Source organism: Acinetobacter sp. 1000160 (assembly GCF_000588715.1).
Classification (GTDB): domain Bacteria; phylum Pseudomonadota; class Gammaproteobacteria; order Pseudomonadales; family Moraxellaceae; genus Acinetobacter; species Acinetobacter courvalinii.
This window is the reverse complement of the sequence record NZ_JFWP02000002.1, coordinates 1-16,177: the sequence shown is the minus strand read 5'-3', so window position 1 is coordinate 16,177 and position 16,177 is coordinate 1. Positions and strand designations below refer to the sequence as shown.

The following is a 16,177-nucleotide window of genomic DNA, read 5'->3' as shown; positions in this document are numbered from 1 at the left end:
TTACCTTTTATGAGTGCTCAATTATTTGTTGTAGCAACCCCGATTGGGCACTTAGATGACATGACCTTTCGTGCAATTGATATATTAAAATCCGTTTCGGTGGTTGCCGCAGAAGACACTCGTCAATCTGCTCAATTATTCAAACACTATAATATCTCAACTCCACTAACCGCGTGTCATGATCACAACGAAAGTAACAAAATTGATCAACTTCTCCAAAAAATGTTAAATGGTGAAAGTGTTGCCTTAATTAGTGATGCTGGAACGCCCCTGATTAGCGACCCTGGTTTTAAACTGGTGCGTGCTGCACAAGAGCACGGCATTCGCGTGATTCCTGTACCTGGTGCCTGCGCTGCGATTGCTGCATTAAGTGCAGTGGGTTTACCCAGTGACCGTTTTAGCTTTGAAGGCTTTTTGCCATCGAAAGCGTCGCAACGGATTAGCCAGCTGGAAAAACTCAAAGATGAAACCCAGACCCTGATTTTCTATGAAGCCCCACACCGTATTCTGGCCTGTATTCAGGATATGGTTCAGGTCTTTGGTGAAGAACGTCCGGTCGGTTTTGCCCGTGAAATTACCAAGACATTTGAAACCATCAAGAAAATGACCTTAAAACAACTGGTCACCTTGATTGAAAATGATCACAACCAGCAAAAAGGTGAAATCGTGGTGGTGGTCGGCGGTGCTTCTGCCGAAAAAGATATGGAACAGGATAAACTGGATGAGTTATTAAAGCGCTTATTACAGGACTTATCCGTCAAAGCGGCATCACAACTGGCTGCTGATTTGACCGGTATTAAAAAGAAAGTGGCTTATCAACGTGCTTTGGAACTGACCCAACACGATCAATAAAACATAAGCGGGAGATTACAAAAAATCTCCCCCTTAACCGTTAAATATGAAATACCAACACTGTGTTTTAAGCCTTGGTAATGAGGTGAGCTTGATCCATTTTCCTCTCTGCTCTAGCCTGTTTAATCACGCTTAAACCCGAAGACACACCGAGATAAGCAATCACAAAAGCGACCAATAAATCAGGGAACATGGTGCCTGTACCAAAAACGCCAACAGCGGCGATAATAATCGCAATATTGGCAATTGCATCATTCCGGCTGCATAGCCACACTGAACGCATATTGGCATCACCGTCACGGAATGCATAAAGCATCAATGCTGAAACCACATTCACTGTCAATGCCAGTATACCGATTGCCCCCATGAGCATCGGCTCAGGGGTGATTCCCAGCCACCATGACCAGAACACTTTCACAATTACAAAAATACCAAAGGCCGCCATGGTCATCCCTTTCACCAAAGCTGCGGTCGCGCGCCAATACAAGCTCATAGAGAGTACGGCTAGAGAGATGGCATAGTTTGCTGCATCACCGGCAAAATCTAGCGCATCGGCCCATAAAGAAACCGAGCGTGCATGCGAACCACCAATAATCTCGACAAAGAACATCAGTGCATTGAGTACCAAAGCAATCCACAACGCTTTGCGAAACTTGGGGCTAATCTTTTGTGTTGGGGAACATGTTGTATTGCAACCACATCCTGCCATGACTTTTCTCACTTAATCTTTTATAGTGATTTAAAACCCTAGAGTAACTCCAGAGTCAAGCATGATAAATCTTACCATTGGACAACTGGCAAAAAGGACGGGCGTATCAGTAGATACCATCCGTTATTATGAAAAAATTGGGCTGCTTGAGAAAGCCAAACGCACGGCGGGCAATTATCGGCATTATTCTGAACAGATGCTGTCCGAACTTCTGTTTCTCAAGCATTGCCGCGAACTGGGCATTACCTTACAGGATATCCAAAAGCTCAAGGATATGTCAGAGAACCCCAATCAAACCTGCATGGAAGTCGATCATCTGATTGATCAATATCTGGCTGAGGTTTCCCAGAAAATTAAAAATCTGGAACATCTCAAACAGGATCTAACCCATTTAAAACAGCAATGCTCACAACATCGTACCATTGAACAATGCGGAATTTTAAAAGAACTCCATCAGCCACTGGAGTGCGAACACGAATCACACCAGCACAAAAAAGCACCACAATCGTGATGCTTTTTTGCTGTCTTTATTCGACTTAATCTTGATGTTCATCGGGTGGGACTTCGGTAATGCGTCCACCACGTGCAAGGAACGCAGCAACTTCATCTTCTAAAGCCTGGCGCTGTTTCTGCTTTGCCGTTACCGTTAAGGTTTCAGCCTCGGCAAGGTCAGCATCATTGGCGCTCGATTCTTCGCTATCTGCACCAGTTTCTGCTGCTTTCGCCTCATCATCGTCTACAGCAGAATCTTCTGTGTTGTCGTCGTAATCATTCATTTCCGTCATATTAATCTCCCCACAATGACTAAACTTCTCATCATCGCTATTTGGTCATCAGAACTTGATGAAATTTAGCAAGCTCTTTTCATTTCGCAAAGTACAATATTGCTAAAATCGTATTTTTTGCGACCAAATTCACTCTGATTTATAAATGATTGTTTAAAAAATATCTACTCTTTTTTAGCAAGCGTAACGGGTGTCTTTTAACACACCTAATCCGTTGGCCTGTTGCATGAAACGATCCTTAAACCCGTCAAATTGTTCGACCTGTTTTAAGCCAAAATTTCGCGCCCAGACCAAAGGAAACAACTCCGAACTTTCCAGCCAGCCAATCGCAGACATGCTATGCATCATGGCATCATTCTGACCTTTACGTTGGTGCTCGTAACGCAACAAGGTCTGTTCATTGGCCCATGCACCACGTTTTAAATCATGCAGTAACACATCACAAAGCACCGCGGCATCCAGACAACCTATATTCACGCCTTGTCCTGCCAAGGGATGAATCACATGTGCTGCATCACCAATCAATGCCAGCCCTGATTTAATATAGCGCTGTGCAGCACGTGCCTTGAGTGGAAATTGTGCTCTGGAACGCACCTCAACCACCTCACCCAGCATTTGCAGACTTTCCTGAGTCAGCAATTGCATAAAGTCTTGATCACTGAGTATCGAATATTCATCGGCATAGTCATCGGGCAATGTCCAGACGATCGATTGCCAGTAACCATTGTCCTGTGCATCCAGACTGGCCATCGGTAAATAAGCCAATGGGCCTGTTGGCAAGAAAATCTGGCGAGCCACATACTGATTCGGTTGTGTGGTTTTAATCGCACAACTGATGGCAGCCTGTTTGTAATCCAGTACATCTAGATCGATATAGGCTTGCTCACGTACAAATGAGTTTGCGCCATCTGCACCAATCAGTAATTTGGTTTTTAAGGTCGTACCATCCGCCAGCTGAATCGACCAGCCTTGGGGAATCTGTTCAATCCGAATGACTTTGACCTGGGTACGGTAGTCTTTAAGCTGCTGCAACATCTTTTGTTGAATGGCAACATTGAGGACACTCGGCTCGACCATTGAACCCAATGCTTGATCTGAGTGTGGTGGCTGCTCAGAAGCATGGCCAAAATTGATTTCGCCATAGCCATTTTTATTCCAGACCTGCATGCCTGAATAAGGCATTTGTCGTGCCAGATCATTCCATACATCAACCGTTTTGAGTAAATGAATGGTTGCCTGACTGAGTGCCAATACACGCGGATTCATGACCGCTAAAGTCTTGTCCTGATCAAGCACAGGCGCAGCATCCAGTACTGTGGCTTGTACGCCACCTTGGGCCAATAATAAAGCGCTTAGGCCACCTACCAATCCACCACCGACGATGACCACATCTAACAGTTCACTCATGCTTTTAGCCCCATCGCATAATTGGCAACCAAAGGCTTAACCCCCGGAATCACATCAAATGCAATCAGCCCAGTATTACGTAATAATTTAAGGATCGGATTCTGATTACTAAAACCACGCACCACCGAATCACAGAATTTGATCACACGTTGCTGATCCTTTAAACGGGATTGCTCATAGGCCAGTAAATTTTCAGGCGCGCCAATATCATCGGACTTCGCCAGTTGCTCCATCAGAAAACGAACCAGCACATCGGCATCACGCAAGCACAGGTTAAAACCTTGTCCTGCTACTGGGTGAATGGTATGTGCAGCATTCCCCATCAGCACGACACGTCCAACGGCCTGCTTATGCGCCAACACTTGTGACAATGGATAACTAAACCGCTTGCCGGTTTTTTCAAATTTACCCGCACGATCGCCATAAGTTTCCTGTAAAGCATCGAGGAAGTGCTGGTCGTTTTCTTCACCTAACCATTCTGCTTCTGTGCCCTTCTTCACCGGCCATACCACTGAACGACGGTATTCCCCCGGTAAAGGCAACAGTGCCAATGGCCCTAATGCGCTAAAACGCTCAAAACCAACGTGCTGATGCGGTTTAGAGGTTTGTACGGTCGTGACAATCGCGACCTGGTCATAATCATGCTCATCCACACCGACACCGATGGCTTGTCGACAGAAAGAATCTCGACCATCGGCTGCAATCACCAACTTGGATTTCAAGGAATGTATATACTCCCCATTGCGCATCGCTTCGATGTGAACCTCATCTTCATTTTGTGTGAGTGAGGTCACCTGCACCCCGTCAATCAGCTCGATTAAAGGCTGCTGACGCACTTGGGTCAGTAACACGCGTCCTAACCATGCATTCTCGATCACTTGTCCAAAGCTTTCTACTTTTTCTTGTTCAGCAACGAGGCGTGCCTTACCAAAACTGCCCTGCTCAGTAATATGCACTTGCAGAATTGGGGTGGCATGTTGCTGTAAAGCTTCCCACAGGCCTAATTTTTGGTAAATCTGTACGCTACGACGTGACAATGCGGTATTACGCGCATCAAAGCTGGAATGATAAGGGGCAACATTTTCATCGTCATAATTCGGATATTTCACAGCTTCTAATAGCTTTACCGCGATATTAGATTTTGCCAACATTAAAGCAAGGCTGAGTCCAACCATGCCTCCACCGACAATGATGACTTGTTGCTGCATAATATTATTCCTTATCAGTTTTTCATGACTTGCGTTTCGGGACTATCTTACTCTAACTCAAATCAGGAATGGAATTTGTACTTTGTTTGGTCTGTGTTTTTCAAATCACCCGAAAATAAAATGCAATATACACCACACTTATTTATTATTTTGTGATTACTATTGCAATTTAAGCTTTTAGTATTTTAGATGAAAAGAAATTTTATGATAGGAGCTTGAAAACATGAGATTGTTCCAATTCGAAACGCCCAATATCCACCTTATCTTAAGTATTTAGCGATTATTAGTATCGTTACAGCCAATTTATTTAAATTTCTTTAAAAATCAAATAAAGTAGACTATAGTTCACGTTTCAAAAGGGGGAATGACATGCGCTTTTTATTTTTATTAATCTTATCATTTTCAATTATTGGTTGTAGCTCGACTCATTTAAGACCTACAAAAATGTATAGTGGCGAAATTAAGCCAAAAAATGAAATAGCTATGGTTTATATCGACTGGTTAGGTGCTGGTCAGTATTTTAAGGCGGGTAGCGCAACAATACACGAAGTTAACGGTCAAAAAGTTTATAAAAATCATCATTTTTTGGAAGCAATCAATTAATAAGTGTAAACCCTGAAGAAATAAATATAACGGTACATTCACTAATTATAGGTAGTTTTTTTAGATATATACAGAGGATATGAAGCTTGGAATGTCTATACTCCAATTCCTTCTTTTAAAGCAGATGCAGGAAAAATATATATTTTATGTCCTCAGGGAAAAATAAGTAAAGGTCCAGAAGATATTAAATTTAATGTTCACCTATACCCATTTACAGAATATGAAATTTTCCAAAACAAAGGTTTGCCGGATTTCACTGCACGCCCTTGTAAAAACAGTGAAGAATTAAAAAACACTTCTAACAACAAGTAATTTTTATTTTATTAGATAGGATTAGCCAACAGTTCGACTAATCCTATCTAAACTCTTTTATCTAAATAAATATTTTCTATTTTACTGTATTCCACTATTTATATAATGGAACAAAATCGATTGAAGCAACTATTTTGCTTAAGTTTCAGCCATCAAGCTTTCAATCTCTTCAACAGTTTTAACAACATTTTTGGTCAGAACCAATGGACCATTTTCTGTCACGACAATATCATCTTCAATACGAATACCAATACCACGCCATTTTGCATCAACCGTTTCATCATCTGGCGCAACATACAAGCCAGGCTCAACGGTCACCACCATACCGGCTTCATAAGCACGCCAGTCTTCGCCATTCTTATAAGCGCCGACATCATGCACATCCATACCGAGCCAATGCCCTGTACCATGCATATAGAATTGACGGAATGCCTCATTTTCAACCAGCTCATCCACATTACCGTGTAGTAAACCAAGATCAACCAACCCTTGGGTTAAAATCTTTACCGCCACTTCATGCGGATATTTATAGTGATTGCCGATACGGGTTGCATCAATCGCAGCCAGTTGTGCTGCAAGCACCACGTTATATAACGCTTTTTGTTCAGGGCTAAATTTACCATTTACCGGAAATGTACGGGTAATATCCGATGCATAGAACTCATATTCACAGGCCGCATCGATCAGCACTAGATCACCATCTTTTAACGGCTTATTATTCTCAACGTAGTGCAAGATACAGGCATTTTCACCACCGCCCACAATACTGTTATAGGCTGGCACACAGCCATTTTGACCAAAGATATAATTCAGTTCCGCTTCAAGTGCATATTCCATCATCCCAGCTTTAACCGTTTGCATGGCACGGGTATGCGCTTCTGCACTGATATCCGATGCAATCTGCATCAACTCAATTTCTTGTGCTGATTTTTTTAAACGCATTTCATCAACAATACGATCAAGCTGTACGACTTCTGCGGGCGCAGTCCCCCCGCGATGTGCATCCGCCTTTTGCATCCATTGACTTACACGTGCATCAAATTCAGCATTCTGAGCAATACGATAGTAAAGACGGTGTTTACTTAATAACTTGTCGATGATTTCTTCATCAAGCAAATCAATTGCATAAGCTTCATCAGCTTCATAGATTTCAATCGCGCCATCAATTCCGGCACGATAGCCATTCCAGATTTCCATTTCACGATTGCGTTCACGACAGAATAAGCTATAGCTATATTCCTCACCCTCTTCAAAGGTTTCGATCACGGCAACCGCTTCTGGCTCTGCAAATCCGGTCAGATAATAAAAACTACTGTCGGCACGATATTTATAATCCGCATCGCGGTTACGATACATTTCTGCCCGCGTCGCAATAATTGCAATGCTATTGCTGCCTATATGTTGAGCGAGTAGATCACGACGTTGTTTAAAATCGGCCTGACTTAATTTCATATTGTCCTTCTGATGAAGATGAATGATTGTAAGTATCTTTATTTATAAAAGTTTAAGGCACCGCCCGAGTTAACTCGGACGATGTGGGGTAAACATTTCTACCACGGTTTGCGGATCGGAAGGGTTGTCTGAATTTCTGCTTTTAGCATGAAAATTTTGTAACAAAGAACTTTCAGCCACAGCAATCTTTTTACGGCCAATCGACAAGCTCACAGGAATCAGGCGTACAAACTCATACAACTCCTGATAGCTTTCTTCGCCTTCTTCATCATTGTCTGAATCTTCAAACTCAACCGCTGCAACATCTTGTAAATGTTCAATCAGCTCTTGCTCCTCGCCACGAATATGACCCGAAGCCAAACCGAAACCCAGCACCACTCCGGCACACCAGTCAGCCAATGCCTGCACACGATCGACCAGTAAATGACTGTCATCCGGGAGCATTGGTAAATAGTCTAATTCATCATCAGATAAAGCATGCGCCACATCCTCTGCTTCATCCGTCAAACTGTCCAGTGCTTGGGGTTGTAAAGCAGGTACATTAAGGGTGTTTAAGATTTGTGACCATTCATCTGCGGTTGGCGCTTGTGTCACACAAACTATACCAGTGAGTAAACCATGTAACTCACTTGGACTTGAAATTTCTTCAATCCCATCAAAATGGGCATTCCATTCCGTCCAACCTGAAATATCGTCTTGCATTCGTTTATCCAATCTCTATACTGCTGTATATATTACCTTTGATTGCAACTCTGTGCGACCTTCGTTATGTTAGAACAATTACAGCGTCTACAAGCGCATATTGGTGTTTTAAAAACACGCCTACATCACTTTGAGCGAGAAAATACATCGCTCACTGAAGCTAAACAATTAGCTGAAACTGACCATCATGCACAAGTTGTGCAGAAAAATAGCATCATCACGCAAAAGCAGGAAGAAGTTGATAACTTAACTGAACAACTGACTCAGTTACAAGATCAATTTAAACAACTGAATCAAGATGCAACAACTTTAGCGGAACGTTATAGCCGTTTAGAGAAAAGCACCACCGATTTAAAAAATCGTTTTCAGGAAATCTTGGCCGAGCGAAATGACTTGCGTGTCAACAAAGAAAAATTACAGGCACAGCAACGTCATAGCCAACAAGAAATTCAGGATTTACAACAGGATCGCGATCGTTTGTTGCAAAAAAATGAACTTGCAAAATCTAAAGTGGAAGCCATTATCCAGCGTCTTTCTATTTTAGGTACTGCCCAAGATCAACATGCACAAGAAATTCAGCAACTCGCTCATCCCAATGCTGAAACTCACGAGGAGACCTGATCATGAGTGAATCCATTGTTGTCGAACTTCGCTTGATTGAACAGACTTTCCGTTTAAATACGACTGAAGATAAACGTGAAGAGCTGGAACGTGCGGCTGAATTGCTGAATCAGAAGTTTCATGACATGCGTCGCAATGCGCCACGTGTAGAACATAACAAACTGGTGATCATGGTGGCCCTGCAAATGGCGCAGGAAGTGTTTAGCCTGAATAAGTCTTTACAGGAATATGCCCACTGCGAACGTCTGCTCCAGACCATTTTGGAAGATGTCGAACAAACTGTTGAGTAAAATTGCACAAAGCCCCATCAATTAGTAAGTATCTTTACAGATAACTGCCTTGCAAGGATTGTCATCGCGTAAAGATCAGTTATACTAAAACTGTCTCTAGGGTGTTCGCCAGTACGTCTAGTCCCCTGCCGATACTTATATTTATGGATGTGTTCTGTGTATTTTGAGTGTATGCCTGCCTCGAGTAGGAAACCCATTAAGTACGCGTCACCTCCACCTTGAACTCATCGGGTTCAGGGTAACGACCATGCAGCGGCACCTCTGGAGCATTATTTTAAGTATTCAATACTTAACCCATATAAAAACGATAATCTGGATTAAATCCTAACTCTCTTTTTGCTTTTTCATTCAAGTATAACTGTTCATTTTCCACAATCTGATAAACTCCATGTCCTTTCTCGATCGCGAGATAAGCAGCATGTGCAGCCGCATCAACATGAATTTTACAGAAATCCGCTGCGGTACATCCTGTCGCCTCTCCATATAATTTTCCATATCTTAGAATCACGTGATTTAGCCCACTGCTTTGAATCTGCTTTTCCAGTCCATCAATACTTTCTGCATTCAATCTCGATATAGGATTGGCTGAATTTAAATCTAATTCTGTTTGCTCATTATAGTATGGCTGGGCAGGGACACAGGCAAAAGCAATACTTTGGACAATCAGCTTACAGGCCTTGTTTGTAATAGCCTGAACAAGATTGTCAGTCCCTATTTTTCTGATTTTTGCATTTCTGATACGTGCCTGTTGCATGAACTTAGGCTGTAAACCATAAGGCAAATCCGTGAGTTGATGAATCACCACATCTGGCTCAATTTCACTTATGATCTGTTTTATTACTTCTCCATCGTAAATATCGGCAATCCGCGGTTCTACACCAATTGCTTGCAAAAACCTGGCCTTATCTACAGAACGCGTCATCCCATATACTGTAAAGCCCTTTTGCTTGAGAATAAGACAAAGCTTATAACCAATGGCGCCTGTTGCCCCTGCAATAAAGACAACAGGTCGATCTGGATGATGATTTTTCATTTAAAAAGTTTTTTAGTCAAAGGAGTAATAAAATAATGCCGATATTTTCGACACTATTCTACACTCTGGTTTTCTCAATTAAGCTTAATCACTCATCATTTAAAGCACATTCATAATTGCTTGGCTCTTGCGAACAACGCACCTGCTTCAACAACTTCATCATATCCTTGTCATAAAAACCTTCTTTGGTCATTTGAATCCGCGCTTCACGCATCAAACGCACATAACCTGGCTTATCACTTTCATTCAGTTTTAACCAGAACTTGCCTGGAATCTTGGCTTCGATTTTATCGACAAATTCAAAGGCTGGATTCAACTGTTTGGAAATCACTTCACGAGCAATCGATCCCATCCCTGCCGGAAACTTATTACGCTGCATAATCAAGGTTCCTGTCACCTGTATCACAGGAAATTTAATAATACCGCCAACCGCTTTACCTGATTTATCGGTCATGCCTTTTTGTAGTTCCAATGGCTCAAATAAAATCGCTGGTCCAGCCATGATATCGACTTCTTTATTATTAAACTTTCCGCCCACCGTCACCAGATCGACAGAAATCGGTTGTGCACCGACATTCTGTACCAGTTTCTTTTGCGTTTCATCAAACTGGAATACCGCGACCTTTTTACCCGCAGCTTTTGCCAAGGTATTAATATTACGATCGGTCACCATGATATAGGCGGCACCCAAAGGTACGATTCCCACGACTTCATAATCTTTATTGACCATCTTTTCATCGAATTTTGGATTGGCCAAAACCTGAATGACAGAACTGAGCTGCTTATAGGTTTGCAATGCACCAATCGCATCGATACTGCCGACGAATTTATTAAATTGTTTGGCACGGAGGTTACTGATTCCTGCCCCATCACAGCGCTTGCTACGGAAATCCTCAGTAAGCACCGCTTCATTGGTATAAACCTTGAGATTGACTAAGGTTGAGGCCTGTTTTTTTAATTTGGGATAATCAAAATCCAGTTTAAATTGTAAATGCGAAGGCCGGGTCACATTCATATTGACGCCGAACTGTTTTGCAACACGAACCATGCGCGGGATTTCAGTGATATAACTGGTGGCCTGCTCAAAGGCTTCGCTATGCTCGCCATTAGGTGAAAACACACATAAAGTGACTTGCTTGGGAATCTGTTGCCAGGTTTTCGGATCATTGAGCAACTGTTTGATCTTATTCTGTGAATGTGTCGAAAGCGTCAAGTCCAGTTTGCCTTCGGGTGCTGCATAAGCTGTATTCATCAGCAGAATTGAACTTGCCAAAGTACAATGCACCAAAAAGGATTTTGTAAATTTGATAAATTTATTATTTTGCATAGTCCGATCCATTTTTAGCTATTTCCCAACAGTTTTATTCAAGTTAAGGAGAAAAGATAAAAATAGAATTGACTGTATTTAGTTAGCCGATGTCAATTGAGTCAACATAAATCAGGCGCTTAAATCTAAGCGCTAAAAGATGCTTGGCAATGCAAGGATGTAGTCTTGAAACAGGAATTGCGCGTTTATCGGATATTTTTATAAATCGGTAGATTTAACTGAAATATGGTAAATAAGCTGCTCTTTAGCGCATTGAAACCAGCAGCTTATCCAAGGCTTTTTAAATTAAATAAATGACCAGAGCACATTTTCATCCTGAGGTTTTAATAAAAAGCTGGTCTGAGCATCATCTTCTACCACGATATGCTGATTCGAAATCATTTTGACCTTGAGCAAAGTATCATTTTCATAAACCAGATCACGTTTACCTTCTTTTTTTAAGACAAGCATTTGATCCAGAACAATGAGATTTTTTGATTCAAACATGTTTTTCCCCTCGTAAGCGATACCCGGTGAAACATTTTCACAAGCAACTATTTTCACATCGTGCATTTTAGATCATTAATTAAGCACAATTATGTATTTTGTCTAACAGTTCACAAAAATTTAACTTTTTGCCTTATCTGAAGCAAAAGTAATTCTGTTTGACTTAAAATGCTTGATGGCATCTAGCTGACTGATTTCATATAGAAATAAAAAATGGCCACTATTAAAGCAGCCATTCTTTTAAGATGAACTGTATTACCAGCTTACGTTAACGCGTCGGTTTGGTGCCAAACAACCCACAAGTTTAGCGTTGGCTTTGCTGCCTGCACATTGCTGATATAGGTCTGTCTGGCTATTTGCCTGGATCTGGATACGGTTTGCATCTACACCTTCATTTACCAGCAACTTCGCGACTGTATTGGCACGTTGTGCTGATAATTGATGGTTATACGCAAATTTACCTAATGGATCAGCAAAGCCAGAGACAAGGATTGGACCTGTCACATTACTTTGTTTAATACGTTGTGCAATTGCTGATACTGAAGCCGAACCTTGTTCAATGGCATTGGCATTGAATCGGTCAAAGGCAAAGAATACGCTACCAGAACGTGCCGTATTTACGTTTGCATCGCTCGGCACCTGATTATTTGCACCCCAAGCCATTAAACCCTCACAGGCTTCACCTTTCCATGACAATCTTTCTGACAAATATTTTTTGTCAAAATCGACGCGGAGTTGGCAACGTAAATAGTCTTGGCTATTTGGCTGGCGAATATCTAAAACATAGTTCCAGGTTTTTACCAAGAATAGGCCTTCGCTAAATTGAGGATTGCCCAATAAATGACGGATCTGGTCTTTGGTTAAACCTGTATCTAAACGGGCAACGTCATCATATTCATAACGCTTTACCTGTTTTAAATAACTGTTTTCAACCGCAGGAAACTTGATTTCTTCCTGTTGAACTACCGCTGTATCTTCATCTGCATAAGTCGCTACCGAGAAACCGGCAAGAGCTGCTACTGCCAAGCATTGAATCGTTTTTTTCATTTCATAACTCTCTTGATATGTTGAGTAAGGAGAGCCTGCGCTCCCCCCGCCAGTTTCTTAGTTAATGACACCACTTACACCGATACGTACGCTTGGCTCACCTTGCGATGCTGCAGCAACACCACCGGTAATTGACCAGCGACCATTATCCGAGGTTTTACGCAAGGTAACGCCGACTGCATTTTCACCGCCATGGTAAGCAGCACCCGCAGCATAGGTATATTTACCTGCAACGAACGGAGCTGCTTCCAATGCCATTGCTGCTGCAATACCCGCATTGGCTTTTTTCTCTACGCTATCAATACGCTGGTTCGTGTCGTAGAAGGCTTGTTGTAACTGATCACCCAAGTTCGTAATACGGTTACCCAATTCCTGATTTGACTGATTCAAGGTACCAATCGCATCATGGATATTGTCCTTACCTGTACCACCAATGTTGTTGGTTTTGATCGTACCGTCTTGGTTAACCGTGGTGTTACCGCCAATGCTGTTCTTGATGCTGTCAGAGATATTATGGATCTGACCACCATTCACAGCCTCTTTAGAGTCTTTGGCAATGGTTCCATTATCGACGCCCTTAATGACACGGTCGCCATCTTTACCTGCCATATTGACACTCTTACCGCCAGTGTCTTTACCAACCGTGATTTCGCCCTTCGAATCCTGTTGCTGAACAAGACCAGACTTACCATTGTTGATGTTGTTGATATTGTTCTGGATGTTCTGGATATCATTGGTGTTCTTGTCAACATTCTGTTTGACATCCCACAATTGACCACCATTCACCGCATCTTTAGAACCTTGCTCAACCTTACCATCAGCAACATTCTTCAAGTTCGTGCCCTTATCGCCACCACCTAAAGTCACTGAGTTTTTATCAACATTGCCATCTTTGTCTTTGTCATACTTCACAGCATTATCAGACAAATCACCAATCTCTTTACCGATTTGGTCTTTCACATCATTGATTTGCTTGTCCAGCTGGCCTTTATTCACAGCATCTTTCGCATTGACACCATCAGCAACATTGGTAATTTTCTTACCCCCAGCATCAACACCATTGATGGTGATACTTGGGCCACCTTTAATTACCAAGCCATTGTTGTTCAATACTGTATTACCTGTGGTAATGCTGTCGAATTTCGCGTCTTTCAACAATTCAATCTTGATGCCATCTTCAGTCGTACGGGTAATGACATTTTCACCACTGGTCTTGTCTTCTGCTGTTGCAGCATCAGCACCACCCACGATGTTTAACTTGTCACCCAACTTACGATGAACGTCTTTACCCGCATTGCCAGCAAAGTTTAGACCTTTATTGGTCAGGTCATTTACACCATTAGTCACCTTGTCATCGACTGACTTGATCGCATCATTGATGTTGTTTTTACCTGTACCACCAATGTTATTCGTGGTGATGCTACCGTCCGGATTAACCGTGGTGTTACCACCGATGCTGTTCTTGATGCTGTCAGAAATATTCTTGATCTGACCGCCATTCACGGCATCTTTAGAACCATTGGCAATTGAACCGTCAGCAACGTTAGTAATAACTTTATTACCTGCATTAATGCCATCTTTAGTGATGCTTGGGCCATCTTTGATGGTCAAGCCATTGTTGTTGAGTACGCTGTCGCCAGTCGTTACGCTGTCTAAGGTCAGGTCTTTCTTGGTCGATACTTCGTAGTTGGTACTGCCATCTTTATTAGTCGTTTCTTTAACAACAATGTTGTCACCTTCAGTCACTGTGGTTTTCGCTTTGGTTGCAGCGTCTTTCACATTGCTGATTGCATCATTGATGTTGTTTTTACCTGTACCACCAATGTTATTCGTGGTGATGCTACCGTCCGGATTAACCGTGGTGTTACCACCGATGCTGTTCTTGATGCTGTCAGAAATATTCTTGATCTGACCGCCATTCACGGCATCTTTAGAACCATTGGCAATTGAACCGTCAGCAACATTGGTAATGACTTTATTACCTGCATTGATGCCATCTTTAGTGATGCTTGCACCATCTTTGATAGTCAAGCCATTGTTGTTGAGTACGCTGTCACCAGTGGTGATGCTGTCGAACTTCGCATCTTTCAACAATTCGATCTTGATGCCATCTGCCGTTGTACGGGTAATGACATTTTCACCGCTGGTCTTGTCTTCTGCTGTTGCAGCATCAGCACCACCTACGATGTTGAGCTTGTCACCCAACTTACGATGAACGTCTTTACCTGCATTGCCAGCAAAGTTTAGACCTTTATTGGTCAGGTCATTTACACCATTAGTCACCTTGTCATCGACTGACTTGATCGCATCATTGATGTTGTTTTTACCTGTGCCACCAATGTTATTCGTGGTAATGCTACCATCCGGATTCACCGTGGTGTTACCACCGATGCTGTTCTTGATGCTGTCAGAAATATGCTTGATCTGACCGCCATTCACGGCATCTTTAGAGCCATTGGCAATTGAACCATCAGCAACATTGGTAATGACTTTATTACCTGCATTGATGCCATCTTTAGTGATGCTTGGGCCATCTTTGATGGTTAAGCCATTGTTGTTGAGTACGCTGTCGCCAGTCGTTACGCTGTCTAAGGTCAGGTCTTTCTTGGTCGATACTTCGTAGTTAGTACTGCCATCTTTATTGGTCATTTCTTTAACAACAATGTTGTCGCCTTCAGTCACTGTGGTTTTCGCTTTGGTTGCTGCGTCTTTCACATTGCTGATTGCATCATTGATGTTGTTTTTGCCTGTGCCACCAATGTTATTCGTGGTGATGCTACCGTCCGGATTAACCGTGGTGTTACCACCGATGCTGTTCTTGATGCTGTCAGAAATATGCTTGATCTGACCGCCATTCACGGCATCTTTAGAACCATTGGCAATTGAACCGTCAGCAACATTGGTAATGACTTTATTACCTGCATTGATGCCATCTTTAGTGATGCTTGCACCATCTTTGATGGTCAAGCCATTGTTGTTGAGTACGCTGTCGCCAGTGGTAATGCTGTCGAACTTCGCATCTTTCAACAATTCGATCTTGATGCCATCTTCAGTCGTACGGGTAATGACATTTTCACCGCTGGTCTTGTCTTCTGCTGTTGCAGCATCAGCACCGCCCACGATATTGAGCTTGTCACCCAAATTACGGTGAACGTCTGCACCTGCATTACCAGCAAAGTTCAAGCCCTTGTTTTGCAACTCGGTCTTGGTGTTGTCAATCTTGCTGTTTAGCTCAGTCTTGGTGTTATTGATCGTGTTATTTAACTCAGTTTTAGTATCAGTAATCTTGTTATCCAGACCATCTTTGGTTTTGGTTAACTGGTCAACATTGACTGCATCTTTA

At 42.4% G+C, this 16,177-nt stretch carries 16 protein-coding genes and 1 other RNA gene; 6 read left to right on the top strand and 11 right to left on the bottom strand.

Annotated elements, in window-relative coordinates:
• Positions 1-9 precede the first annotated feature (9 nt).
• On the top strand, positions 10-852 hold the full coding sequence (gene rsmI, locus J699_RS14805; RefSeq protein WP_032871480.1) for a 16S rRNA (cytidine(1402)-2'-O)-methyltransferase: 843 nt from the start codon (positions 10-12) through the stop codon (positions 850-852).
• 67 nt (positions 853-919) lie between these two features.
• Here rsmI and J699_RS14810 read toward each other — a convergent pair whose 3' ends face one another.
• Positions 920-1,561, bottom strand: a complete 642-nt coding sequence (locus J699_RS14810; RefSeq protein WP_032871478.1) for a cation transporter — start codon at positions 1,559-1,561, stop codon at positions 920-922.
• A 61-nt stretch (positions 1,562-1,622) separates the two neighbouring features.
• Between J699_RS14810 and J699_RS14815 the strand changes: the two genes are divergently transcribed.
• Positions 1,623-2,072 (top strand): MerR family transcriptional regulator, encoded by a 450-nt coding sequence (locus J699_RS14815; RefSeq protein WP_032871476.1) that lies wholly within the window; start codon positions 1,623-1,625, stop codon positions 2,070-2,072.
• A gap of 25 nt (positions 2,073-2,097) precedes the next feature.
• Here J699_RS14815 and J699_RS14820 read toward each other — a convergent pair whose 3' ends face one another.
• The 3 genes from J699_RS14820 to ubiH all read right to left on the bottom strand — a co-directional run bounded on the left by J699_RS14820 (position 2,098) and on the right by ubiH (position 4,961).
• A complete protein-coding gene (locus tag J699_RS14820; RefSeq protein WP_005231697.1) occupies positions 2,098-2,346 on the bottom strand; it encodes a hypothetical protein in 249 nt (82 codons plus the stop codon).
• Between the two features lie 174 nt (positions 2,347-2,520).
• Positions 2,521-3,753 (bottom strand): FAD-dependent monooxygenase, encoded by a 1,233-nt coding sequence (locus J699_RS14825; protein WP_032871473.1) that lies wholly within the window; start codon positions 3,751-3,753, stop codon positions 2,521-2,523.
• Positions 3,750-4,961 carry a 2-octaprenyl-6-methoxyphenyl hydroxylase gene (ubiH, locus tag J699_RS14830; protein WP_032871471.1) on the bottom strand — a complete coding sequence of 404 codons (1,212 nt, stop codon included), beginning with the start codon at positions 4,959-4,961 and terminating at the stop codon, positions 3,750-3,752. Before ubiH ends, J699_RS14825 begins: the two co-directional genes overlap by 4 nt.
• A gap of 369 nt (positions 4,962-5,330) precedes the next feature.
• Here ubiH and J699_RS19725 point away from each other — a divergent pair, with 369 nt between their 5' ends.
• Positions 5,331-5,564, top strand: a complete 234-nt coding sequence (locus J699_RS19725; RefSeq protein WP_228131953.1) for a hypothetical protein — start codon at positions 5,331-5,333, stop codon at positions 5,562-5,564.
• Positions 5,565-6,014: 450 nt separating this feature from the next.
• Here the strand turns inward: J699_RS19725 and J699_RS14835 are convergent, their stop codons facing one another.
• Together J699_RS14835 and J699_RS14840 are read right to left on the bottom strand one after the other, a co-directional pair.
• A complete protein-coding gene (locus tag J699_RS14835) occupies positions 6,015-7,328 on the bottom strand; it encodes an aminopeptidase P N-terminal domain-containing protein (protein WP_032871469.1) in 1,314 nt (437 codons plus the stop codon).
• Between the two features lie 69 nt (positions 7,329-7,397).
• The gene (locus J699_RS14840) at positions 7,398-8,030 is read right to left on the bottom strand and encodes a UPF0149 family protein (RefSeq protein ID WP_005231702.1); all 633 of its coding nucleotides are present in this window, start codon (positions 8,028-8,030) and stop codon (positions 7,398-7,400) included.
• A 66-nt stretch (positions 8,031-8,096) separates the two neighbouring features.
• On the opposite strand from J699_RS14840, the gene J699_RS14845 reads away from it, so the two are divergent.
• From J699_RS14845 to ssrS, 3 genes are all read left to right on the top strand, one after another.
• Positions 8,097-8,651, top strand: a complete 555-nt coding sequence (locus J699_RS14845) for a hypothetical protein (RefSeq protein ID WP_004773773.1) — start codon at positions 8,097-8,099, stop codon at positions 8,649-8,651.
• A 2-nt stretch (positions 8,652-8,653) separates the two neighbouring features.
• The gene (locus tag J699_RS14850; protein ID WP_009511386.1) at positions 8,654-8,941 is read left to right on the top strand and encodes a cell division protein ZapA; all 288 of its coding nucleotides are present in this window, start codon (positions 8,654-8,656) and stop codon (positions 8,939-8,941) included.
• A 90-nt stretch (positions 8,942-9,031) separates the two neighbouring features.
• Positions 9,032-9,213, top strand: a non-coding RNA gene (gene ssrS / locus J699_RS19045) — 6S RNA.
• A gap of 17 nt (positions 9,214-9,230) precedes the next feature.
• On the opposite strand, the gene J699_RS14855 is transcribed toward ssrS, so the two are convergent.
• The 5 genes from J699_RS14855 to J699_RS14875 form a co-directional block, all read right to left on the bottom strand.
• Positions 9,231-9,974 carry an NAD-dependent epimerase/dehydratase family protein gene (locus J699_RS14855; RefSeq protein ID WP_032882718.1) on the bottom strand — a complete coding sequence of 248 codons (744 nt, stop codon included), beginning with the start codon at positions 9,972-9,974 and terminating at the stop codon, positions 9,231-9,233.
• A gap of 88 nt (positions 9,975-10,062) precedes the next feature.
• Entirely contained in the window at positions 10,063-11,301 is a 1,239-nt protein-coding gene (locus J699_RS14860; protein WP_032871464.1) for a putative solute-binding protein, read from the bottom strand.
• A 285-nt stretch (positions 11,302-11,586) separates the two neighbouring features.
• On the bottom strand, positions 11,587-11,787 hold the full coding sequence (locus J699_RS14865) for a hypothetical protein (protein ID WP_005231707.1): 201 nt from the start codon (positions 11,785-11,787) through the stop codon (positions 11,587-11,589).
• 255 nt (positions 11,788-12,042) lie between these two features.
• The gene (gene tpgA, locus J699_RS14870) at positions 12,043-12,834 is read right to left on the bottom strand and encodes a trimeric autotransporter adhesin/peptidogylcan-associated protein TpgA (protein WP_032871462.1); all 792 of its coding nucleotides are present in this window, start codon (positions 12,832-12,834) and stop codon (positions 12,043-12,045) included.
• Positions 12,835-12,891: 57 nt separating this feature from the next.
• A partial coding sequence (locus J699_RS14875) for a YadA-like family protein (RefSeq protein WP_032882717.1) occupies positions 12,892-16,177 on the bottom strand: 3,286 nt, incomplete at its 5' end.